Source organism: Campylobacter sp. IFREMER_LSEM_CL1890, assembly GCF_025772045.1.
Classification (GTDB): domain Bacteria; phylum Campylobacterota; class Campylobacteria; order Campylobacterales; family Campylobacteraceae; genus Campylobacter_D; species Campylobacter_D lari_D.
This window is the reverse complement of record NZ_JAKMRK010000006.1, coordinates 26,267-49,599: the sequence shown is the minus strand read 5'-3', so window position 1 is coordinate 49,599 and position 23,333 is coordinate 26,267. Positions and strand designations below refer to the sequence as shown.

Annotated in this window: 27 protein-coding genes; 15 read left to right on the top strand and 12 right to left on the bottom strand. The window is 28.7% G+C overall.

The window, feature by feature from the left end; all coding sequences use genetic code 11:
* Positions 1-2: 2 nt before the first annotated feature.
* Positions 3-584: a WG repeat-containing protein gene (locus L8W57_RS04290; protein ID WP_263662069.1), complete on the bottom strand. Its 582-nt coding sequence runs from the start codon at positions 582-584 to the stop codon at positions 3-5.
* Between the two features lie 184 nt (positions 585-768).
* Here L8W57_RS04290 and rplM point away from each other — a divergent pair, with 184 nt between their 5' ends.
* From rplM to L8W57_RS04240, 10 genes are all read left to right on the top strand, one after another.
* Complete coding sequence (gene rplM, locus L8W57_RS04285) at positions 769-1,194, top strand: 50S ribosomal protein L13 (RefSeq protein WP_039617653.1); 426 nt, start codon at positions 769-771, stop codon at positions 1,192-1,194.
* A gap of 2 nt (positions 1,195-1,196) precedes the next feature.
* Positions 1,197-1,586 (top strand): 30S ribosomal protein S9, encoded by a 390-nt coding sequence (rpsI, locus tag L8W57_RS04280; RefSeq protein ID WP_039617655.1) that lies wholly within the window; start codon positions 1,197-1,199, stop codon positions 1,584-1,586.
* Between the two features lie 243 nt (positions 1,587-1,829).
* The gene (locus L8W57_RS04275) at positions 1,830-2,816 is read left to right on the top strand and encodes an OmpA family protein (RefSeq protein ID WP_133319386.1); all 987 of its coding nucleotides are present in this window, start codon (positions 1,830-1,832) and stop codon (positions 2,814-2,816) included.
* A gap of 3 nt (positions 2,817-2,819) precedes the next feature.
* Positions 2,820-3,464, top strand: a complete 645-nt coding sequence (locus L8W57_RS04270; protein WP_133319385.1) for an HAD family hydrolase — start codon at positions 2,820-2,822, stop codon at positions 3,462-3,464.
* Positions 3,465-3,581: 117 nt separating this feature from the next.
* Positions 3,582-7,136, top strand: coding sequence for a pyruvate:ferredoxin (flavodoxin) oxidoreductase (gene nifJ, locus L8W57_RS04265; protein WP_133319384.1), 3,555 nt, complete (start codon positions 3,582-3,584; stop codon positions 7,134-7,136).
* A gap of 2 nt (positions 7,137-7,138) precedes the next feature.
* On the top strand, positions 7,139-7,462 hold the full coding sequence (locus L8W57_RS04260; RefSeq protein ID WP_133319383.1) for a hypothetical protein: 324 nt from the start codon (positions 7,139-7,141) through the stop codon (positions 7,460-7,462).
* Positions 7,434-8,825, top strand: coding sequence for a pilus (MSHA type) biogenesis protein MshL (gene mshL, locus L8W57_RS04255; RefSeq protein ID WP_133319382.1), 1,392 nt, complete (start codon positions 7,434-7,436; stop codon positions 8,823-8,825). The genes L8W57_RS04260 and mshL overlap by 29 nt, the downstream gene beginning before the upstream one ends.
* Positions 8,806-9,135: a CDC27 family protein gene (locus L8W57_RS04250; protein WP_133319381.1), complete on the top strand. Its 330-nt coding sequence runs from the start codon at positions 8,806-8,808 to the stop codon at positions 9,133-9,135. Before mshL ends, L8W57_RS04250 begins: the two co-directional genes overlap by 20 nt.
* Positions 9,128-10,645, top strand: a complete 1,518-nt coding sequence (locus L8W57_RS04245) for a GspE/PulE family protein (RefSeq protein WP_133319380.1) — start codon at positions 9,128-9,130, stop codon at positions 10,643-10,645. The genes L8W57_RS04250 and L8W57_RS04245 overlap by 8 nt, the downstream gene beginning before the upstream one ends.
* Complete coding sequence (locus L8W57_RS04240; protein WP_263662067.1) at positions 10,642-11,802, top strand: type II secretion system F family protein; 1,161 nt, start codon at positions 10,642-10,644, stop codon at positions 11,800-11,802. The genes L8W57_RS04245 and L8W57_RS04240 overlap by 4 nt, the downstream gene beginning before the upstream one ends.
* Here L8W57_RS04240 and L8W57_RS04235 read toward each other — a convergent pair.
* Genes L8W57_RS04235 through L8W57_RS04185 form a run of 11 tightly spaced genes read right to left on the bottom strand, consistent with a single transcriptional unit; the run spans position 11,799 to position 19,718 of the window.
* Positions 11,799-12,551 carry a TSUP family transporter gene (locus tag L8W57_RS04235; RefSeq protein ID WP_133319378.1) on the bottom strand — a complete coding sequence of 251 codons (753 nt, stop codon included), beginning with the start codon at positions 12,549-12,551 and terminating at the stop codon, positions 11,799-11,801. The genes L8W57_RS04240 and L8W57_RS04235 overlap by 4 nt on opposite strands.
* Positions 12,536-13,285: a TIGR02757 family protein gene (locus L8W57_RS04230; protein ID WP_133319377.1), complete on the bottom strand. Its 750-nt coding sequence runs from the start codon at positions 13,283-13,285 to the stop codon at positions 12,536-12,538. The genes L8W57_RS04235 and L8W57_RS04230 overlap by 16 nt, the downstream gene beginning before the upstream one ends.
* On the bottom strand, positions 13,285-15,114 hold the full coding sequence (flgK, locus tag L8W57_RS04225) for a flagellar hook-associated protein FlgK (protein ID WP_133319376.1): 1,830 nt from the start codon (positions 15,112-15,114) through the stop codon (positions 13,285-13,287). Before flgK ends, L8W57_RS04230 begins: the two co-directional genes overlap by 1 nt.
* A 10-nt stretch (positions 15,115-15,124) precedes the next feature.
* Positions 15,125-15,559 carry a flagellar export chaperone FlgN gene (gene flgN, locus L8W57_RS04220; RefSeq protein ID WP_133319375.1) on the bottom strand — a complete coding sequence of 145 codons (435 nt, stop codon included), beginning with the start codon at positions 15,557-15,559 and terminating at the stop codon, positions 15,125-15,127.
* Positions 15,560-15,600: 41 nt separating this feature from the next.
* Positions 15,601-15,807, bottom strand: a complete 207-nt coding sequence (locus L8W57_RS04215; RefSeq protein ID WP_133319374.1) for a flagellar biosynthesis anti-sigma factor FlgM — start codon at positions 15,805-15,807, stop codon at positions 15,601-15,603.
* A gap of 60 nt (positions 15,808-15,867) precedes the next feature.
* Positions 15,868-16,233, bottom strand: coding sequence for a rod-binding protein (locus tag L8W57_RS04210; RefSeq protein ID WP_207921002.1), 366 nt, complete (start codon positions 16,231-16,233; stop codon positions 15,868-15,870).
* Complete coding sequence (locus L8W57_RS04205; RefSeq protein WP_263659834.1) at positions 16,233-17,279, bottom strand: flagellar basal body P-ring protein FlgI; 1,047 nt, start codon at positions 17,277-17,279, stop codon at positions 16,233-16,235. The genes L8W57_RS04210 and L8W57_RS04205 overlap by 1 nt, the downstream gene beginning before the upstream one ends.
* A gap of 58 nt (positions 17,280-17,337) precedes the next feature.
* Complete coding sequence (locus L8W57_RS04200; RefSeq protein ID WP_133319372.1) at positions 17,338-17,994, bottom strand: RsmD family RNA methyltransferase; 657 nt, start codon at positions 17,992-17,994, stop codon at positions 17,338-17,340.
* Positions 17,987-18,382 carry a hypothetical protein gene (locus L8W57_RS04195; protein WP_263659833.1) on the bottom strand — a complete coding sequence of 132 codons (396 nt, stop codon included), beginning with the start codon at positions 18,380-18,382 and terminating at the stop codon, positions 17,987-17,989. The genes L8W57_RS04200 and L8W57_RS04195 overlap by 8 nt, the downstream gene beginning before the upstream one ends.
* Complete coding sequence (locus L8W57_RS04190; protein WP_263662066.1) at positions 18,366-19,070, bottom strand: hypothetical protein; 705 nt, start codon at positions 19,068-19,070, stop codon at positions 18,366-18,368. The genes L8W57_RS04195 and L8W57_RS04190 overlap by 17 nt, the downstream gene beginning before the upstream one ends.
* Before the next feature lie 9 nt (positions 19,071-19,079).
* Complete coding sequence (locus L8W57_RS04185) at positions 19,080-19,718, bottom strand: DUF5644 domain-containing protein (protein ID WP_133319369.1); 639 nt, start codon at positions 19,716-19,718, stop codon at positions 19,080-19,082.
* A gap of 97 nt (positions 19,719-19,815) precedes the next feature.
* On the opposite strand from L8W57_RS04185, the gene L8W57_RS04180 reads away from it, so the two are divergent.
* The 5 genes from L8W57_RS04180 to fldA all read left to right on the top strand — a co-directional run bounded on the left by L8W57_RS04180 (position 19,816) and on the right by fldA (position 23,329).
* Entirely contained in the window at positions 19,816-20,637 is an 822-nt protein-coding gene (locus L8W57_RS04180) for a thiamine-phosphate kinase (RefSeq protein WP_263660509.1), read from the top strand.
* The gene (gene truD, locus L8W57_RS04175) at positions 20,606-21,739 is read left to right on the top strand and encodes a tRNA pseudouridine(13) synthase TruD (protein ID WP_263662107.1); all 1,134 of its coding nucleotides are present in this window, start codon (positions 20,606-20,608) and stop codon (positions 21,737-21,739) included. Before L8W57_RS04180 ends, truD begins: the two co-directional genes overlap by 32 nt.
* An 86-nt stretch (positions 21,740-21,825) precedes the next feature.
* A complete protein-coding gene (locus L8W57_RS04170; RefSeq protein WP_263662065.1) occupies positions 21,826-22,143 on the top strand; it encodes a DUF2325 domain-containing protein in 318 nt (105 codons plus the stop codon).
* Between the two features lies 1 nt (position 22,144).
* Complete coding sequence (locus tag L8W57_RS04165; protein ID WP_133319366.1) at positions 22,145-22,837, top strand: hypothetical protein; 693 nt, start codon at positions 22,145-22,147, stop codon at positions 22,835-22,837.
* The gene (fldA, locus tag L8W57_RS04160) at positions 22,838-23,329 is read left to right on the top strand and encodes a flavodoxin FldA (RefSeq protein ID WP_133319365.1); all 492 of its coding nucleotides are present in this window, start codon (positions 22,838-22,840) and stop codon (positions 23,327-23,329) included.
* Positions 23,330-23,333 lie beyond the last annotated feature (4 nt).

Genomic DNA, 23,333 nt, shown 5'->3' with positions numbered 1-23,333 from the left:
TATTAGGTTCTACTAGAAAAATTTCCATTTTTATCCATAAGTCCCCATTTTTCATTTAACTTGACTTTTGCAATTCCTTGGTTGAAACTATAAACTTTATCAAAAATAGGTTTTATTGCAAATTTTCCATTTTTATCTATAAAACCCCATTTTCCGTTTAAATTAACACTTGCTAGATTTTCCTTAAAATTAGAAATATTGTCAAATATAGGATTTATTATTATCTCCCCATTTTTATTAGCAAATCCCCACTTTTCGTTTAAATTAATACCTGCAATATTTTCACTAAAACCAAGAGTATAATCAAAAATAGGATCTAATATAAATTTTCCACTTTTATCTATAAATCCCCATTTTCCATTTAATTTAGCTTGTATGGGCTTTTTATATTTAAGAGGATAGGAATCTAAGCACGCCTTAATATCCCCACTGTTGCACTTTTCTTTTAAAATTTCATATTTGTTATTTTGTTTGTTTGGGTTAGTTGTATGAATTTCACTTTTATTTGTATTATAATAAATATTAAAACCAAAAGCTAAAATAGGTAGTACAAAAGCAATAGCAAATTTTTTTATGTTTAGCAAATAAATTTAACATTATTTCGCCTTATAAAGTATTTTATATTACAATTGTAATATAAACTATTTAAGAATAAGTTACAATATAAAAAAGATATCATTTAAACTTTAAGTATTCTTAAATTAAGTATTAATTAAGCTAAAATAATTATAATCTCATTTTTAAAAAATTTTTGGCAAAGGTAAGATGATGACAAAGATAACAAAGCCAAACGAAGTAAAACGCGAATGGATCGTTTTAGACGCTGAAGGAAAGCGTTTTGGTCGTCTTTTAACAGAAGTAGCGACTATTTTAAGAGGTAAAAATAAACCTTGCTATACTCCAAATGTTGATTGTGGAGATTATGTAATCATTATCAATGCTTCTAAAGCAGTTTTCACAGGTGCAAATAAAGCAGAAGATAAACTATATCACAGACATTCAGGGTATTTTGGAAGCGTAAAAAGTGAAAAATTTGGTGATTTATTAGAAAAAAATCCAGTTAAATTATATAAATTAGCAGTTCGTGGTATGCTACCTAAAACAAACCTAGGTAGAGCTATGCTTAAAAAATTAAAAATTTATGCAGGTAGCGAACATCCTCATACTGCTCAAATTGCTAATAAAGGAAAATAATCATGGCAACAACATACGCAACAGGTAAAAGAAAAACCGCTGTAGCTAAAGTTTGGGTAAAAGCTGGTAGTGGTAAAATCATCGTTAATGGTATGGATTTAAACACTTGGCTTGGCGGACATGAAGCTATAAAATTAAAAGTAGTTCAGCCTTTATTAGTAACTAAGCAAGAAACTTCTATGGACATTAAAGCAACAACTTTAGGCGGTGGTTACAGTGCTCAAGCTGAAGCTTTAAGACATGGTATTTCAAGAGCTTTAGCTGCTATGGATGCAGATTTTAGAGCATTATTAAAACCAAAAGGACTTCTTACTAGAGATAGCAGAACTGTTGAACGTAAAAAATACGGTCGCAGAAAAGCAAGAAGAAGCCCACAATTCTCTAAACGCTAATATTTTTTGGATCCATTTTGGATCCATTTTCTCTATTTTTTTAAAAAAATCATATTTTTTTCATATATTTTTATTTTATTTAAAATCAAAGGATTTTTTGTTTAGAATAAATATTTATAATTCCAAGGTCCGATCAGGGAAACCTCCTTTTTGTAGTAAATTTAAGCCCCTTACCCAAAGGGGCTTATTTTATTTTAATCTTCTTTTTTATATAATCGCTCAATTTATTTTATAAGGATTGTTATGAAAAAAATTATAAGCTTAGTTAGTTTAGCTAGTGTTTTATTTGCTTTTGATACTAGCAAAATAGAAATAACCCCGACCTTTAACTATACAACACCAGAAGGAAATTTAGATCTTAAAAATTATGGTGGAGTTGGCTTAAGATTTGGCTATCACTATGATGATTTATGGATAGATCAAGCTGAACTTGGTTTAGAGTATTATGATAATGCAAAATATAATAATCCAAATGATAATACACATATAGATACTAGTGTTTCGAGATTTTATGTGAATGCTATTAAAGGAATTGATTTAGCTAATCATGTGTATTTATATGGATTATTAGGAACAGGTTATGAGTATTTAAGTCACGGGGCTTATGAAAATAAAAGTGGCATGTTTGCTCAATATGGTGCGGGTTTTAAATTCGCGCTTGGAGAAGATTTAGCTTTAAGACTTGAAGCAAGAGATCAAATTAAATTCAACAATGGCGAACATAATTTAATTTCTAGTGTTGGCTTAAGTTTTTATTTTGGCAATAAAGCTCCAAAAACCCCTAATGTTGAAACTAAGCAAATTGAAGAAAAGCCACAAGTAAAACAAATCGATAAAACATGTTCAGAGCCAAGAAAAGGTGCTTTGCTTGATCATATAGGTTGTGAAAAAACAATAGCCCTTGAGGGGCATTTTGGTTTTGATCAGACTAATATAAATCCAGAATTTGCTCAAAAAATTCAAGAAGTAGGTAAGATCTTAGAAGAAAATCCTCAATACTATACTGTTTTAGAAGGCCATACAGATAGTACAGGTCCTAAGGCTTATAATCAAAAATTATCATTAGAGCGTGCTAATGCCGTAGCGAAGGAACTTGAAAAAACAGGTGTTGCTAAAGAAAAAATTGTAACTAAAGGCTATGGTTTTGAAAAGCCAAAAGCAAGCAATGATACCAAAGAAGGTCGTGCGCAAAATAGACGCGTTGAAGCAAAATTTTTTATTAAAGAATAAACTTTGCTAAAAAAGACAATTTTATTTGATTTAGATGGCACTTTGATAGATTCTACAAGTGCCATTTTAGATGGATTTGATGCTGCTTTTAAAGCTTTTAATGAGCCTTTAAGAGATCATGAAGCTATTAAGGCTTTGATAGGTTTTCCTTTGGATGTAGCTTTTGAAAAGCTTGGTGTGGCAAAAGAGAAAACAAGTGAATATGTTAATGCTTATAGAAAAGTATATCAAAAAATCTATATAGAACAAACTTCTTTACTTCCTTTGGCAAAAGAAAGTGTATATGAGGCTAGTTTATTTGCTGATTTAGCTGTTGTTACGACTAAAAGTTCTAAATTTTCTAAACCTTTACTTGATCATTTAGGTATAGGAGAGCATTTTAAAGTTATTATAGGTAGAGACGATGTAACTTGTCCAAAGCCAGATGCTGAGCCTATTTTATTAGCTTTGAAGAAACTTTCTAAAAACAAAGAAAATGCTTTTATGGTAGGTGATACTCATTTAGATATAAAAGCTGCTCAAAATGCCAATATTATTCCTGTGGCTGTAAGTAGTGGTTATGAAAGTAAAGAAAGTTTAGCTAAATTTGAAATTCCGCTTTTTAAAAATACCTATGAAGCCATAAAATATATAAGAAATATCCGATAATTTCCCATTTAAACTCTATACCTATAAATAATAAAAAATTTTTATTATTGTTTAAGATAATTAAAGATAAAGTAGTTATTGACTTTAAGTAATTATTTAATTATAAGGATAGATTAAATGAGTAAAATAATGAAAACGATGGATGGTAATGAAGCAGCAGCTTACGCTGCTTATGCATTTACAGAGGTTGCTGGAATTTATCCTATCACTCCAAGCTCTCCTATGGCTGATTATACTGACATATGGGCTTCTCAAGGCAAAAAAAATCTTTTTGGAGTGCCAGTTAAAGTTGTAGAAATGCAAAGTGAAGCAGGTGCAGCAGGGACAGTTCATGGGTCTTTACAAGCAGGTTCTTTAACCACGACTTATACCGCTTCTCAAGGACTTTTGCTAAAAATACCAAATATGTATAAAATTGCAGGTCAACTTTTGCCTGGAGTAATTCATGTGGCAGCTAGAGCTTTAGCATCTCAAGCGCTATCTATTTTTGGAGATCATCAAGATATTTATGCTGCAAGACAAACAGGTTTTGCTATGCTTTGTTCGCATTCTGTGCAAGAAAGTATGGATTTAGCAGGTGTTGCACACCTAGCAGCTATTAAAGGTAGAGTGCCTTTTATGCATTTTTTTGATGGTTTTAGAACCTCTCATGAAATCCAAAAAATTGAAGTAATGGATTATGCACATTTTGATCGCTTATTGGATCGTAAGGCTTTATTGGAATTTAGAAATTCCTGTCTAAATCCAGAAAATCCAAAAACAAGAGGTACGGCTCAAAATGATGATATTTATTTTCAAACAAGAGAGTTGGCAAATAAATATTATGAAGCTGTTCCTGATATTGTTAATGAATATATGCAAGAAATTTCAAAAATTACAGGAAGAGAATACAGACCTTTTGTATATTATGGGGATAAAAATGCAACGCGTGTTGTTGTAGCAATGGGTTCAGTGACTGAAGCTTTAAAAGAAGTTGTAGATTATTTGAGTAGCAAAGGTGAAAAAGTAGGGGTTTTAAAAGTTCATTTATATAGACCATTTAGTTTAAAATATTTATTTGATGTAATGCCTCAAAGTGTTGAAAAAATTGCTGTTTTAGATAGAACTAAAGAGCCAGGAAGTTTAGGCGAGCCACTTTATTTGGATTTAAAAAGTGCATATTATGGAAAAGAAAAAGCACCTTTAATCGTTGGTGGTAGATATGGACTTTCTTCAAAAGATGTGGATCCTGCTCAGTTGATAGCAGTTTTTGAAAATCTAAATCAAGCAAATCCAAAAGATGGTTTCACCATAGGAATTAATGATGATGTAACCTTTACCTCATTGCCTGTGGGAGAGAAAATTTCTTTGGGTGATGAAAGTACTATAGAGTGTTTATTTTATGGACTTGGTGCCGATGGCACTGTAGGTGCAAATAAAAACTCTATTAAAATTATAGGAGATAAAACAGACTTTTACGCGCAAGCTTATTTTGCTTATGATTCTAAAAAATCAGGTGGTTATACAAGAAGCCATTTAAGATTTTCTAAAAAACCTATTACTTCAACTTATTTAGTTTCTACGCCACATTTCGTAGCATGTTCAGTGGCTGCGTATTTAGAAATTTATGATGTTTTAGCAGGCATTAGAAAAGGAGGAACTTTCCTTTTAAATAGTATTTGGAGTGCGCAAGAAACTATTGAAAAAATTCCAAATGCAGTAAAAAGAGTTTTAGCGCAAAAGGAAATTAATTTTTATATCATTAATGCTACAAAACTTGCTAGAGAGATAGGACTAGGTAGTAGAACAAACACGATTATGCAATCAGCATTTTTCAAACTTGCTAATATCATTCCTTTTGAAGATGCGCAAAAATATATGAAAGAATTAGCTTATAAATCATATAGTAAAAAAGGTGATGCTATAGTTGAAATGAATTATAAAGCTATTGATGTAGGTGCAGATGGACTTGTAAAAGTTGATATTGATCCTTCTTGGGTAAATTTAGCTAATGAAGCAAAAGAAGAAACTATAGCTTATAAAGGTACTGAGTTTGTTGAAAAAATCGCAAAACCTATGAATGCAGCTAAGGGCGATGATTTACCAGTTTCGGCATTTTTGGGCTATGAAGATGGTAGTTTTGAGCATGGTACTACTGAGTATGAAAAAAGAGGCGTTGGTGTTATGGTGCCAAGATGGATAGAAACTAATTGTATTCAGTGTAATCAATGTGCTTCAGTATGCCCTCATGCAGTTATCAGACCTTTCTTGATTGATGAAGAAGAATTAAACAATGCTCCAGCAGGTGTAAAAGAGCACAGCTTAAATGCAAAAGGCGTGAAAGAACAAAAATTAAATTTCAAAATTCAAGTTTCGCCGCTTGATTGTACAGGTTGTGAGCTTTGTGTGCATGAGTGTCCTACCAAAGAAAAATCTTTAGTGATGGTACCACTAGGTGAAGAGCTTGATCATGGTGAGCAAGAAAATGCAGATTATTTATTCAAAAAAGTAAGTTATAAAGATAATATTTTAAATAGAGAAAATACCAAAGGCATCCAATTTGCTCAACCTTTATTTGAATTTCATGGAGCATGTCCAGGGTGTGGAGAAACTCCTTATATTACTTTAATTACTAGATTATTTGGTGAAAGAATGATTGTTGCTAATGCAACGGGTTGTAGTTCTATTTATGGTGGCTCAGCTCCTTCAACTCCATATAGAAAAAGCAATAAAAATGGTCATGGACCTGCTTGGGGCAATTCTTTATTTGAAGATAATGCTGAATTTGGTCTTGGTATGAAAATAGCAACTGAAACTACAAGACATAAAATAGAACACATAATGAATGAAAGTATGCAAGAAGTACCTAACGCACTTTCTGCATTATATAAAGAGTGGATTGCAAATAAAGAAGATTCTAAAGTTTCTTTGGAATTAAGAGATAAATTAGTTCCATTGTTAGAAGAAAATAAGCAAATCAAAGCAGTTAATGATATTTTAGAACTTAAAAGCTATTTAAGTAAAAAATCACATTGGATTTTTGGTGGTGATGGCTGGGCTTATGATATAGGTTATGGTGGACTTGATCATGTTTTGGCAAGCGGTGAGAATGTAAATATTTTAGTGCTTGATACTGAAGTGTATTCTAACACAGGCGGTCAGAGCTCAAAATCTTCAAGAACAGGTTCAGTAGCACAGTTTGCTGCAGCAGGTAAGCCAGTACAGAAAAAAGATCTTGGTCAAATTGCTATGACTTATGGTTATATTTTTGTGGCTCAAGTAAATTCTAATGCAAATTATGCACAATTGTTAAAAGCTGTAATGGCGGCAGAAGCTTATGATGGACCTTCTTTGATTATTGCTTATTCTCCTTGTATAGCTCATGGTATTAAAGGTGGACTTGGAAATTCAGGAAATCAAGCAGAGTTAGCTACAAAATGTGGATATTGGCCAACTTATATTTATGATCCGCGTTTAGAAGCTGAAGGTAAAAATCCTTTAACAATTTCTTCAAAAGAACCTGATTGGGATTTATATGAAAGCTTTTTAATGAATGAAGTTCGTTATAATTCTTTGAAAAAATCAAATCCTGAGCAAGCAAAAGAATTATTTGAAAAAAATAAAGCAGAGGCACAACGTCGTTACAGACAGCTTAAGCGTTTAGCAAGTGCTGATTTTAGCAATGAAAATTAATTTTGTTTCGAATTTTTTTTCTTGTTTTATGGGTAATTAATGCTTTTGGTGTTAATTATCCATTTTTAAATCAAAATTGTTATGTTGATAATTTAATTTCAATTCAAGATCCTTTTTTTAAAAAGACTACAAATATAAAATCTAATTTTTCTTTGCAAGCTATTGTTTCAAATAAGATTAAGATTAATGATAAGTGGTATGCTTTAAACGATTATATTGATGGTTTTAAAATAGTTGAAATTAGAAATTCTCAAGTTGTATTAAAAAAGGAAGAAAAAATAATGGTTGTAAATTTGTATGAAAAAAATAGTATTTTTATGTATTAATTTTTTGTTTTTTACAAATGTATTTGCCATGCAGTGTAATCAGCATTTTTTTAATATAAGAGTAGAAAACAAAACTTCTTTGCTTGAAATTTTAAATGAACTCGGAAGAGAGTGTGATTTTAGTATTATTATCAAAGATATTTTTGCTCAAGAAAAATTAATGCATGCTCAAAATTATTTACATATAAAGAAAATGTCTTTAAGAGAGATTTTTAAGCTTTTATTGGTGGAAAACAATCTTGCTTATGAATACGATAAAAATGCTTTAAAAATTTATGGAAAACAAGTTGAAACTTTTAAAGTGCATTATATAAGTTCTATTAGAGAAGGACAAAGTATTACTAAAGCTTCAGTGGATTCTAGACCAAAACAAGGAGATTATGATAATTATAAGGAAGTAGATAATTTAGTTATTAGTACTGATAAATTTGATTTTTGGGAGAAAATTTCAGAAGAAATTCAAGCTTTGTTGGATGAAAATACAACTAAACCTATTGTCAATACTAATGCAGGAATTATTACTTTAAATGCAACTCCATATGAACTTGCAAGAGTTGGAAAATATTTAGATGACTTAAATAAAAGACTTAAAAAACAAGTTTTAATTGATGTAAGTATTGTTGCTGTGCATTTAAACAAAAATCATTCAAGTGGAATTAATTGGCAAGAACTTGCTTTTAAACTTAATGGTGATGATAATGATTTTATAATTAATAAAGATGGTGTTAGAAATATTAACTTAAAAGCAAATATTGAAACTAAAGCTATTTTAAATTTATTACAAGAAAATGGTAAAACAACTATACTTTCTAACCCAAAACTTATGGCTTTAAACAATCAGCAAGCTATTATTTCTATAGGCGATACAATAAATTATCAAGTAAAAGAAAGTTCTAAAGGAACAGAAAATGGTACAATAGTTAGTGAAATATATAATAATTATTCTATTTTTGTAGGAATTTTACTTAATATATTGCCTGAGATTTCAGATGATCATAAAATTATGCTTAGGATTAATCCAAGCTTGAGTGATTTTAAATATAGTTTTGATAATCATAGACAAAGCAAACCAAGAAATATAGCGCCAGATACTATACAAAAAAAGCTTTCTACTGTAGTTGAGGTTGATGATGGACAAACTTTAATTTTAGGCGGATTGATTAGTAAAAATACCATTAATAATCATAATGAAATAAGCATTTTATCTAAAATTCCACTTTTTGGAGCTTTATTTCAAGGAAAACAAAATTATGAAGATATTAGCGAAATAGTTTTTATTATCAAACCAAGTTTAGTAAAAACTAATAATAAAATTTTAAGTTTAAAAGACCTAGGTTTTCAGCATGAAGATGATATGTTTTAAAATCTTAATATGTTTTTCTTTTTTAAATGCTATAGAAATTCAAAACAATAGTTTCGATCAAAACATATTTTATGAAAAATTCATTAATCAACCAAACTATGAAAATGCTTTAAATTTAGCAAAATATTTTTATCAAAATAAAGAATACAAACAAGCAGTTTTTTGGGCTATAGAGGCTAATGATTTTGATTTATTGCAAAAAGAAGCTTGGCTTGTTTTTATTAATGCTAAAATAAAACTCGGAAGATATGAAGATGCTTTAATAGCTAAAAAAGAATACGAAAAGCTTTTGGAGATTTATTTTGAGTGATACACATCAAAAATTAAAAAACTTAAGCGAGTATTCTTTAAAAGAAATTGCTTCTCAATACAAAATGGAATTTTTAAATTTAAATCAAACTTTTGATTTTGAAAAATATCTTCACATTTTGCCTTTTTCTTTAATAGAACAACATAATATTTTTTGTTTTTATGAAGATGATGAAAATATCCATATAGCTTCCTTTAAACCATTGGAAGAGAATGTTTTGGAAAAAATACAAAATTTATATCGTTTTAAAACTATCAAGATTTTTCTTTGTGTTTTTACGCAATTTGAATTTTTGCTAGAAAGGGTTAAATTTTTAATTAAATTTCAAAATCATCTTAATAGATTAGAGCTTAGTTTGAAAAGTGATGAAAATAAAGATGAATTTTTATTAGAGCAGTTTTTGAATTTAATTTTAACTTATGCTTGTTTTTTAAGAGCAAGTGATATCCATTTAGAGCCTTTAGAAAATGAAGTATATATAAGATTTAGAATAGATGGGGAGTTAAAATATATACATAGTTTTGATGCAAAATCATACCAAGCCTTATTGATGCATGTAAAAATTATTGCTTTGCTTAATGTAGCTGAACAAAGACAAGCTCAAGATGGGAGTTTTTCTAAAATCATTTTAGAACAAAAATATGATTTTAGAGTTTCAATTATGCCTTTATTATTTGGACAAAGCATAGTGCTTAGAATTTTAAAACAAGATGGATATGTTTTAAAACTTAATAAACTTTTTATCAAAGAAGAAAATTTAATTCAGCTGAAAATACACACGAATGCACCTTATGGTCTGATTTTGTTTTGTGGGCCAACAGGGAGTGGTAAAAGTACTTTTATGCATGCTATTTTAAATGAAATTGAACAAAGTAAAAAAATCATCACCTTAGAAGATCCTATAGAATATAAACTTAAATATGCTCAACAAATTCTTTTAAATTCTAAAGCCGGATTTGATTTTCACAAAGCTTTAAGAGCAGTTTTAAGACACGATCCTGATGTGATTATGATAGGTGAAATTAGAGATGAGGATAGTTTGGATATAGTTTTAAAAGCTTCTTTAAGCGGACATTTAGTTTTAAGCACCCTACACACTAATGGCGCTATAGAAGCTATTTTTAGAATGAAGCATATGGGTGCAAGAGAATACTTAATAGCTCATTCTCTTAATTTAATTATAGCTCAACGATTAGTAAGAAAACTATGTGAATGTAAAGAACCTAACAAGGAAAAATTTTACTTTCAAAATCAAGTTTTTGAAGGAAAATTTTACAAAGCAAAAGGTTGTGTTGAGTGTATGTATAGTGGATATAAAGGGCGTTTGATGGTAGCTGAATTTTTATTTTTAGATCATAATTTAAAAAATATGATAGAAAATAATGCAAATTATGAAAATATTTTAACATACGCTTTAAAAAAAGGTTTTTTGACTTTAGGTATGGATGCTTTAGAAAAGGCAAAACTTGGCTTAACAAGTATAGATGAGTTAAGAAAGATTAGTTTTTGAAAAAATTTGTTATTTTTTATGTATTAAATAAAGAGCAAAAACAATATATAATAAGGGCTAGAAATTTATATGAAGCTAGAAATTTTGCGTTAAAGTCATTTGTAAATATTATTAGTGTTGAAGAATATTTCAAACCGATAAAACATAAAATCAAAGAAGAAGAGCTTATTTTCATTCTTAAGGATTTAAATATGATCTTAAAGGCAGGATTAAGCTTACAGGAAGCAATTTTAGAATTTTTAAAATCAAGCTATGAAAAACAAAATATTAAAATTTTTAATACAATTTATAATAAACTCAATAATGGAAGTTCTTATAATGAAGCCTTTAAAGATATTTTAAATTCTAGAGAATGTGCTATTTTAAAAATTTGTGATGGCAGAGAAGATTTACATAGGGCTCTTGATATTATTATTAGTTTAAAAGAAAAAAATCTTCATAGTTTTAAGCAGTTAAAAAAGGCTATAGCTTATCCACTTTTCGTTTTTATGTGTATTATTTTTGCTTTTTTTATTCTTATAACTTTAGTTTTGCCTGAATTTAAAACTTTATTTTTACAACTTGAATTGGATTTGCCAAAAATCACTCAAATTCTTTTTATTATAGCTGATTTTTTTAGTCATTTTTATATGATTATTTTATTAAATATAGGATTTTTTATAATACTTACTTATTTTTTTAGGAAGTCTTTGTTTTTTCATAGAATTCTTTTTTATTTTCCCATTTTTGGAAAAATAATATTTTATCAAGATAAATTTTGTTTTTTCTTAATTTTTTCATATTTATTAAAAGCAGGGGTGGATATAAAAAGAGCTTTTGAACTTGCTTGTGAAGGTATAGAAAATCAATTCTTTAAAAACAAAATGTTTATTATAAAGACTTCATTTGAATCAGGACTTGATTTAGCTCAAGCTTTTTCTAACACAAAGCTTTTTGAGCCTTTTGTGATAAGAATGTTAAATTTAGCTTTAAAAAGTTCTAAATTAGATGAAAGTACTTATGAGCTTGCTTTGTTTTATGAGTATAAAAAAGAAAATTATACTCAAAAGCTTTTGAGTGTTTTGGAGCCTTTGATGACAATTTTTATGGCGAGTTTGATTTTAGTTTTAGCCTCGGGTGTATTTTTACCTATGTGGCAAATTAGTCAAGAAATTTAAGCAAGATAATCATAAGCAACCTTAGCTATAGTTAAAGCAACCATAATCAAAAAGAGTTTTTTGATAAAAGTTCCTTGCGTTTTTAAGACTAGTTTTGATCCTATAAAAGCACCTAAAATTTGGCCTATACCCATTAAAATACCAACTTTCCAAAGCACCTCATAAGAGTATAAAAATACCCCTAAAGCTACTATATTGCTAGTAAAATTTAAGATTTTGGTATTAATGCTTGCATTTTTCATGCTAAAACCAAGAAATATCACGCAAGCAAAAATCCAAAAAGATCCAGTGCCGGGTCCTAAAAAACCATCATAAAAACCAAGTAGCAAGCCAAAGATGATTTGAAAGCTTGTAGTGCTCATTTTAGCTTTATTATGTACATGGCCTAAATCAGGCTTGAAAATAGTGTAAAAAAAGATTAAAACAAGGCAAATTAATACAATGATTTTAACAGCATTTTGATCTATTAGTAAGACTGCATAAGTTCCAATGGCAGCTCCAATAGCAGTAAATAAAATTCCCAAGGCTATCTTTTCTATATGCATAGATTTTCTATAAGCTAAAACCGCAGTGAGCGATCCAAAGGTGCTTTGAAGTTTATTAGTAGCTAGGGCTAAATGAGGAGGAATACCACAAGCAAATAAAGCAGGTATGGTAATAAGCCCACCACCACCTACAATCGCATCAACACAACCTGCAAAAGCAGCAACAAAGAATAAAATCACATAATAAGTTAATTCAAGCTCCATAAGCTTTCCTTGTTTTGTCCGATTCTATATAGAGCAAAATCATATTTTATAGGATCAGTAGGATCGAATTTTTTAAGACTTTGCGTAAGTTCTAAAACACTTTTAAAATCATAAATCTTACGCTTTAAAAGCTTAAGTTTTAATGAAACTTTATGAGTATGAGTATCTAAGGGTATGAGTAAATCTTTTTTGTCTATATTTTTAAACAAACCTAAATCTAATTCATCTTTTCTTACCATCCACCTAAGATACATATTGTATCTTTTTAAAGGACCTTTTGGAATGTTAAATTCTTTTGAAAAGAAAAATTCATAACCATAACTTTTATAAGGATTAAGCTTGTAAATTGTTTCTATGAAAGCTTTTATTGCTTGTGTTATGTTTTGCTCTTTTTGATAAGTTTTGGTAAAAATATTTTCTATACTATCTTCATTTTTTAAGCGCTTGAGTGTGATGAAAATTTGAGCTATATCTTGAGAGTTTTGAAAGCGGTATTTTAGATTTTTACATTCTTTTTTAATAATCTCATCGCTTTTCTCAAGCAAGGAAAAATCAAGTTTATTTAAAAAATTTACAATATTTTTAGCATTTCCATAGGCAAATAAAGCACAAAGCAAGGCTATATTTTCATCTTTATAAACACTTGCAATTTGTAAAGGATCAGGATGAGAGAAAAGCTCTTTTTGAGTGTTTTTGCTTAAAATTGCTTCATCTAAAAGAGCTTTAATTTGCATTAAGATTTTAAACCAAGTAAGGTTTCAAGCATTTGATCAACGGTAGTTACGATTTTAGCTGCAGCGCCATAACTTGCTTGATATTGTATGAGTGCTGCTAATTCTTCATTGGTATTTACACCACTTTTTGATTGGTATTCTGCATAAGCTGTATTAAATACCGTCATATTAGTTGCATGCGCAAAGCCATTGCTTTCAGCATCTGAAGCAATTTGGCCTGTAAATTTTCTATAATATCCATCCAAAGTCATAGTATCTACTGTACCATCTTTATTATAAAAATTTACTTTTTGATTTTGAAGTTGCAACATAGCGTTAGCTACATCGTTATTTCCATCAACTCCGTTTGAACTAGCTTTTAAACTATTTGGATCATTTCTAATGCTTGAATTTACATTAATGCTACTTGCATCTTGACCATTAAAAAATGAAGATACATTTAAAGCGCCTGGGAAATTTGTGCCATTGTCTTTAAAAGCTATTTTATAACCTTTTTTTAAGCCATTGATTTGGAAATTTCCGCTATCACTTTTTCCATCATAATGATAAAAGGCTTGAAAATAATCATTTAAATCATCACCACCTTGACCATTTTTATTATCATCAATATCTGCATTGATTTGTTTAATAACATCTTCTATAGTGGTATTAACATCTATTTTTATAGTTCTAGTAGCAACCGGCTCACCTTTTTCATCATAAACTGTGATGTCAAAGCTTCCTGCTTGGATGTTTTTATCATAACTCATTAAAGAAGTATCAGATTTTAAACCTTTTAAATCATCTGAATTTACTTTATCGGTTGCTGCTTGAGCATAGACATTATTAGTTTGAGTTATGAGTGTTTTTGTAAAGGTATTGAGCATATCTTTATACTCTTGTAATTTTCCATCGCTGTAAGTATCATGATTGCCATCATAATTTCTACCTCTAAGATCAAGTTGAGCACCAAGCTGCCCACCTGAAATTTTGCTTGTTAAATCATAGCGGTTTTCATCATTTACTTCATAATAAATTTGATAAAAACCATTAGGGTTGTTATTATCTAATTTTAAAGGGTGAAAGCTAGAGCCATTTACTATACTAAAGCCTTGAATGCTTAAATCATAATATCTTCCAGAATCAGTCATGGTAGATTCTAAAGTACTATCTTGAGAGCTTGTTCCTTTCCAAGCAACAGCATTAACTAACTTTGAAAGTCTAAGTTCAAGTTCATCTCTTTTATCTCTTAGTTGATTTGCATTATCGGTAGGTAAAACTTCTTCATTTTCAAGTTGTTTATTAATATTTGCAATTTCTTGACCAATGTTATTAATCTCATCTACGGTTTGTTGAATTTGCTCATTAACTGTTTGTTGCATTTTGCTAAGATCTTGTAATGTTTTTTGTATGTTTTGAGCTAATGTGTTTGCGCTATTAACAAGATCTATTTTACTTGCTCCATCGCTTGGGTTGGAAGCAAAGTTATTCCACGCATCATAGTAATTTTTATAATCTTGTAAAATACCAGTTCCTTGCATATCAGGAAATCTTTGACTTGCTTCTTGTAAAATTTGTCCTAAATAATTTGTATAGTTTTGTTGAGTAGTGGCGTTTTTTAGCTCATAATAAGAATGCTCATCATGCAATCTTTTAATAGTATCAATTTGCGTACCTGTTCCTAAGTGTAAGCCACCTCTATCAAGAGACATACCTGAACTTTGCACCGCTCTTTGTCTAGTATAAAATACTGCATTTGCATTAGAGATATTGTTACCTGTGGTATTGATTTGAAGTTCAGCAGCTCTTATACCACTAACCCCTGTATATAAACTATCAAAAATTCCCATGACTTAGCCTTTAAACATTGATCTTAAATAATGAATCTGGAATTGTCTTATTATCCCCATAAGCATTATTTGTTCCATTTTGTTCAAACATTGTATTTAAAAGATTGTCGTAAAAATTTTTAATAATAAGAGCCAATTTAGCATATTCTTTATTTTTTTGATGTAAGGTGTTTAAATTTTGCTTTAAAAGAGCAAGTTTTTCTTTATCTTCATCATCTAAAAGTTCGTCTAAACCTTTATTGTTTCCTTGATTACTAAGTTCTACTAAAGCCTTATCAAGATTTTTTTTAGCAATTTGAAAATCATTTACAAGTTTAGTTTTTTCTTCTACGCTTTTGCTAACATGTTGGTGATTAGCAGCTTGAATTTGAGCTATATCTTCTAAAGTAAGATTGATGAGTTTTTCTAAAATAGAATTTGTTTTGTCTAAGTGTTGTTTAACCATTTTTATCCTTTCTTAGGCACTAACCCAAAAAAGGATAAAAATTATAATAAAGAATCTACTATTGCTTTTGAAGTGGCTTGCAAGTCTATTTTATACTCGCCATTCTTTATTTGTGAAGCAATAAAAGATGCCTTATTTTCTTCTACCTTTTGAGTTTCTTTTGCCTTGTTATTTTCTTTGTTTTCTGTTTTATTTATATCGCTAGTAGCAACTTGAGCCACATAGCTTTGATGTATAGGGTTTATCATTTTAAGCCTCCAGTTCTATTGAAAAACTCTAAGAACCATATCGACACTTAAAAAAATAACTTAACGCCTTTCTTTTAAATAATCAAATAATAATTTTGAAAAACCTAAACCACCACTTAATGCTTTACTCATAGTATCATTATACATAGATGAATAAATTTCATCACTTGCATCTTTTCCAAATAAAGAATTTTCTTGTTTTAAAGAAATATCCAAAACACTTTTAATTAAGAAAGCTTCAAAAGCATCGGTTTGTTCTTTTAAAGCTTTATCTTCATCATTTAATGCTTGTATATGAGTTAAATCATTTTTAAAAGCACTATCTGCATAGTTTTTAGCAGCCTTATAGCTATTATTATGCTTGGTAATGTTTTCATAAAGCTCACTGCTGTAATTTTTGCTCGCTAAATAATTATCAACTCTCATCATATCACCTCTAATTCAGCACTGATTGCACCAGCTCTTTTTAGATTTTGCATAATAGCTATGATATCATTTGGTGCTGCTCCAAGTTTATTTAACATTCTAGCTATGTTTGCTACTGTTGTTTTATTGTTTGTGATTTTTAAAGTATTAGATACAGGGTCTAAAATACCACCATCTTTCATATCGATTTCATTTTGTCCTAAAGCTACGGTATTGTTTGGATCAATTTTTATAGTAATATCTTTATGAGTAATTAATATAGGTTCAACTTCTATATTTACTCCCGCTACGATAGTTCCTGTTCTTTCATCAATAATCACTTTGCTTTCTGGGGTATAAGCTATATCTTGTTCTAATACTCTTGCCATAAATTCAACATGAGAAAATTCTTCAGGTTTTGTTAATTTTATAGTTCTAGAATCTAAAGCTTTTGCTATATCTGTATCAAAAATAGTATTTAAAACTCTTTCTATATTATTAGCTGTTTTAAAATCTGCTTCTTTTAAGCTTAAAATCAAATCTTCACTTTGGCTAAAGTTTTGTGGAATTTCTCTTTCTACTACAGCGCCATTAATAACATTTGCTGAGGTTGAGTGTGTTCCTGCTGCACCCGGTCTTGGGCTAAGTCCACCTATAGCTAATGAACCTTGAGCTACTGCATAAATCTCTCCATCAACTCCTTTTAGAGCCGTCATAAGTAAGGTTCCACCTTGTAAAGATTTTGCATCACCTAAAGAAGCCACACTTACATCAAGCTTATCCCCACTTCTTGCAAAAGCAGGAAGCTTTGCTGTTACCATTACTGCTGCTGTATTTTTTGATTTTATATCACCTGGGCTAACTTTTACATTCATACCCTGAAGCATATTTGAAATAGATTGTAGAGTAAATTCACTACTTGTACCATCTCCACTTCCGTTTAAGCCAACAACCAAACCATATCCTATAAGTTGGTTATCTCTAACACCTACTACATTAGTAAGTTCTTTAATAGTAGCTGCAAAAATGCTTAGATTTAATACCAAGCAAAATAGTAATATTCTCATCGATTCTTCCTTTAATCTATGCTATTTTCATAAAATTAAAGCAAAAAAAGTTCCAAATTTATATAAAGGAGTAAAAACTTAGAGTAGTTGAGCCAAATTTTTTTTCTTTAGTTTTTTCATAATCTTGTATTTTAGTTGGAGTTTTAAAAGTGCTGTGGTGTTCTATGATAATGATTTTTACATTTGAATTTTGTATATTTTCTATCAATTTTAAAGTTTTTTCATAAATATCAAAAAAACCTTCTCTAATATCAAATGGAGGATCAAGATATAAAATAATATCTTCTTTAGAATTTTGAATAATTTGAGGAGTTTTTTTAAAAGTATCATCATTAAAACAAAGGGTATTTTGATCAACACCAGAAGCGTTTTTTAAAGCTATTTCATAAGCCTTTTTATCTTTTTCTATGGCATAACTTTTTAAACAACCATTGCTTCTTGCTTCTAATGCCATCAAAGCACTTCCTCCAAAGGCCTCTATAAAAACCTTATCTTGTAAAGAAAAACGCAAAACATTAAAAACACATGATTTTACTATGCTTTTAGTGCTTCTTGTGGTATCTAGGCTAGGAAGTAAAATTTTTTTACCCTTATAAATTCCACTTTCTATAGTGGTGTAAATTTTTTGAGCTTGTTTTTTTGAGCTTGTTTTTTTATCCTCTTTGTAATTTTTTAAAAAATCTCTTACGCTTTGATATTCTTGTGTTTTATGCATTATTATTTTCTTCTTTGATAAGATTTTTTAACTCTGTTTTATAAAGATCAAATATTGCATCGATTTTTTCATGACTTTCTTGGCGTAGTTGTTCTAAAATGGCTTCACATTTTTGATTCATAATTTTTTTCTCACGCATTGCTATTTTATAGGCAATATTTTGCAAGCTTGCATTGAAATCATTTAAAGCACATAGCAACTCTTCTATGTTAAAAGGGTGAGTTAAGAAATTTGATTTTTTGTTGATGATAAATTGTGGCTTTTGTGTGTTGATTTTTTCATCACAGACTAAAAAATCACAATCTTTTTTTAAAACTAAAAAATCTTTTAAAGCAATTTCTAAAGTTTTTTCTAAAATTAAATCCTTGCATTCAAGAGCGATTTTCATTGACTAAACTCACTTTTAATTTGTGTTTTTTTAAAGTGTATGGTACTATACCTAGAGCTAAATTTGCAAGCTCTGCGAAACTTAAAATATAAAAATCTTCAAAATTTCTATTTGAAATTGCTTGTAATTCTTTAGAACACTTATCAAACATATAAAAAGAATAAAAATCTTCTACAACTAAAAAATCACAACCACTATCATAAGCATCTAAAATGATTGCTGCTGCACTTTTATAAGCTAATTGCGCATTTAAACTTAAGAACCCATAGCCACAACTCTTATATTTTCTTTCAAAATCAATTATATTTGCTTTAAGAATCTTAGCAAGTTCTAAAGAGCAATTAGCATGGGAAAATCCTTGATATACACCTATGTTAAATTTATCAAAAAAATATTTAATGTGTTCTGTTTTTAAGTATTTTAAAAAAAACTCTGGAGCGTATTTAATCTTATCGATTTTACTCATAATTTCATAAGAGCTATATTCGCAAGCTAAGATATTATTCTCATTCATCATTCTAGAATATTCATCTAAAATATCTTTAGGATCATAGTCAATAATAAAATAATTTTTACCCAAAGGTTTTTCACATAATGTGCTTTCAACACCGACTGTATCTAAGACATTTTTGATAATATCAAAATAACAAAATAAATCATTATTGCTATTGGTATAAATTTTATACATTTTAATTCCTTAAAAAATACTTCTTGCAAGACCTGATTTTACAAGCATAACTTTTAATTCTTTGATGTAAGATTCATAGTCAAGCTCATTAGATGAAATAAAATTTTTGAATTTAGTATGATAATAAATTCCTTTTTCTTCATCTGCTATCAATTTTAAAAATTGTGGAGTTTTTTCTGGATATTTAAGTAGCATTTTATAGGCAAATATAAAGAAACTATCTCCTAAATATTCAGGTAGAAATTCTCTTACTTCGCTTGTATAATATAAAAAGTCATATTGCTTGTAAAGCTCTATATCATGTATGTCAATAAGTCCTTTAAAAAGTTCAAGTTTTTCTAAAAAATCACTCTTATCCATGATCAAGTCTTTAATAGCTCTTTTAGTATCGAGTGGTTCTATGATGAGTTCTTTTCCAAATCTTTCAATAATATTACTTAAATCTCTTCTTTGTCTAATGGTAACTTGATTAACTTTAATACAACTTTCTGGGTTTTCTTCAAAATCAAAATATATATCATCTTTTTTAATCTGACTTAAAATATCATAAACACTTTTAAAATTTTTACTATCATAAACATATGGTTTATAATAAGCTAAATAATCACTATCTTTATCAAAACGAAAAATTCTTAAAGTTATTTGCATTTTTTATCCTTGGTATTATTTTTGATTATATACATTTTAAACTTATAAAAATTTGATTATTATATAAAATTAAAAGCTTTTTGTATAAAATATTCACATGGATAAAGAAAAATTTATTATAAATGCTTTTGCAAATTCTATCAACGGAGATGATGGAGCAATCATCGATGGATATTGTTATTCTAAAGATTTATTTTGTGAGGATGTGCATTTTAAACGCTCTTGGATGAGTTTAGAGCAAATTGGTGCAAAAGCTATGCTCGTTAATATTTCTGATGCAATTGCTATGAATGCTACACCAAAATACGCTCTTTTAGGGCTTTCTTTACCAAAATGTTTAGAAATGAAACAAGTTAAAGCTTTGCAAAAAGGCTTGCTAGATAGCGCAAAAGAATTTGGGGTGCAAATTATAGGCGGAGATACTATAGCAGATAGGAAAATTAATATTAGTATAACTATTATTTCTAAAGTGAATAAAAGGGCTATTTTTAGAAAAGGTTTAAAAAAGGGAGATTTGCTTGCTTTTAGTGGGAAATTAGGTGAGAGTTTAAAAGGTTTAAATATACTATTTCGCGGTGGAAAATTACATTCTAAACATCGTTTTATAAAACCAAATTTAAGGCAGAAATTTTTTTATGATATAGCAAAAAAAGTCAGAGTAAGTATGGATATTTCAGATGGTTTAAATAAGGATCTATCGAGAATGCTCTTTATAAATCAACTTGGTATAAAATTTCTTAAAAAATTAGATAAATTTAGCTTAAATAGTGCAGAAGAGTATGAAATTTTATTTGCTTTTGATAAAAAACATAAAGTATTTATACAAAATATGGCTAAAAAACATAGAATTAAACTAAATATTTTTGCAAAAACAACAACAGGAAGGTATAAATTTTATGGAAGAGAACATCATTTTTAAGCCCTTATATACTTTAAAACACAGCCCGATAAATGTGTATTTTTCAAAAAATAGTAATGATTTTGTAGTAAGAGAAAAGCCTTTGTATGAATTTAGTGGTAAAGGTGAACATCTTATTTTACATATACAAAAAAAAGATCTAAGCACCAGTGAAGCTTTGAGAATTTTAAGTGAGCAAAGCGGTGTTAAAATGAGAGATTTTGGTTATAGTGGTTTAAAAGATAAACAAGGCTTAACTTTTCAATATATTTCTATGCCTAAAAAATTTGAAGAGGGCTTAAAAAATTTTAAACATGAGAAGATGAAAATTTTAGAAAGTTTTTATCATGATAATAAACTTAGAATAGGGCATTTAAAAGGAAATTCATTTTTTATAAGATTAAAAAAAGTTTCAAAAGTAGATGCTTTAAAAATAGAACAAGCTTTCAAAAATATCCAAGAACAAGGTTTTGCTAATTATTTTGGATATCAGCGTTTTGGTAAATTTCAAGATAATTTTTTACAAGGACTAGAAATTTTAAAAGGTAAAAAAATCAAAAATAAAAAAATACAAGAATTTTTAATTTCTGCCTTTCAAAGCGAACTTTTTAACAGATATTTGAGTAAAAGGGTGGAATTATCACATTTTATCAATGATTTTAGTGAAAAAGAAATAAAACAAATTTATGATTTAGATAAAGATGAAATCAAAAGTTTAAAAAATCAAAAGCAGTTTTTTAAGCTTTTAAAAGGTGAAGTTTTAGGGCATTATCCTTTTGGTAAATGCTTTGTATGTGAAGATTTGCCAAGTGAAGTAGAAAGATTTAATCAAAAAGATATTAGTTCTATGGGACTTTTAATAGGCTCTAAAGCTTATGAAACAAATGAAGGTCTAGCTAAAAAATTAGAAGATGAGATTTTTTCTTTTGCATATGAGTTTAAAGATAAAATGCAAGGTTCAAGACGCTTTATGTGGTCTTATTTGCAAGATTGTAAAAGTTATTATGATGAAGAAAAAGCTCATTTTACTTTAGAATTTTTCTTGCAAAAAGGTTCATATGCTACAGTGGTTTTAGAAGAGATTTTACACGCAGATATTTTTGATCAAACCTATAATACATAATTTTAAAAATTGATATTGAGTATCAGTTAAAATTTATCTTTTATAAATTATAATAACAATTATCATTTTTATAAAAGGAAAGCTCAATGTCAGTTTTGGTTATAGGTGCAGATGAAATTGCTCCAATTAAGGCAGTTTTGACAAATTTAGGCGCAAAAAGTATAGAGCATTGGGATGCTAGAAATGAAAATAGGGTAAATAGAAAACCCATTCCACAAAATACTGAATGCATAGTCATGCTTACTAGTTTTTTAAATCACAACACCATGAAAAAAATTAAAACAGAGGCAAAAAAACGCAATATACCTTTGGTTTGTGCTAAACGCAGTGTGAGTTGTGTATATTGTGAATATTGTAAGGTTTTTGGTCTTGATCAAACTTATGAATGTACAAAGAAGGCATAACATGTTTGGTTTTAATAACAAAGAGGATTTGGTACCTAAAATATTTAGAGATTTAGAACAAGAAAATATTAATTTTATTTTTTTGAATTTGTATAATTCTTTGGTGGAAAATGATCTAAAAATACCTTATATTTATGCAAAAAAAGCTACTAGTTTAAGAAATATTTTTGAGTTAAAAATCCAAAATATGATCACAGAAAGGGTTTTGAAATTTAGTAAAATAAAACAATTTTGTCCATATTCTCATAAAATCATCAAAGCATATAAAGAAGGAAATTTAAATAAATTACAGCTTGAAGCAAAGATGCCAAAATATGCTTTAGCTAGATTAATACAAAATGTTTTTATGTCATCAAATTTTATCTTAGATCCACAGGTGGCTTTTGAGTCTTTTGTGTATGATAAAATTTGTAAAAGCAATGTAAAGGCTAGGGTAGATATTCAAGAAAATATCATTATTATCAATGATAAAATGGCTATTATGCCTTCTTTTTTTGAAGATAATAAAAAGGATATAAATTTAGCTTTGCAAATTATCAAAAAAAATGTTTTTGAAATATTTTATATTGTGTATCCAAGAAATAAAAATTTTACTCAACATAAAGAAATAAGACATAATTTATGTGAAAATAACAAAACTTTGCTAAAATTAGTTCCCTATACTATTAATAATCAAATTTTAAGGAGATGTTAAATGTCAGTAGCAGTAATTTATGGTAGCTCTATGGGAAATACCGAAGGTGCGGCAAATATGATCGCTCAAAAATTAGGAATTTCAGATGTGTTAAATATTGCAGATATTAATGCAGAAAAAATCAATTCTTATGATAAATTAATCTGCGGAACTTCTACTTGGGGAAGTGGAGATTTTCAAGATGATTGGGATAGTTTTGATTTTTCAGCTTTAAATCTTAGTGGAAAAACCGTTGCAGTTTTTGGTATGGGAGATAGTGAAAGCTACTCAGATACATATTGTAGTGCTATGGGAAAACTTGCTCAGGCTTTAAAAGCAGCAGGTGCAAATTTAGTAGGTTCAGTTTCTACAGGTGGTTATACTTTTGAATCAAGTGATGCGGTAGAAGGAGATAAATTTGTAGGGCTTGCATTAGATAATGATAACCATGAGGATTTAACCGAAAGTAGAATTGATGCTTGGTTAGAACAAATTAAACCTTCTTTTTCTTAAATCT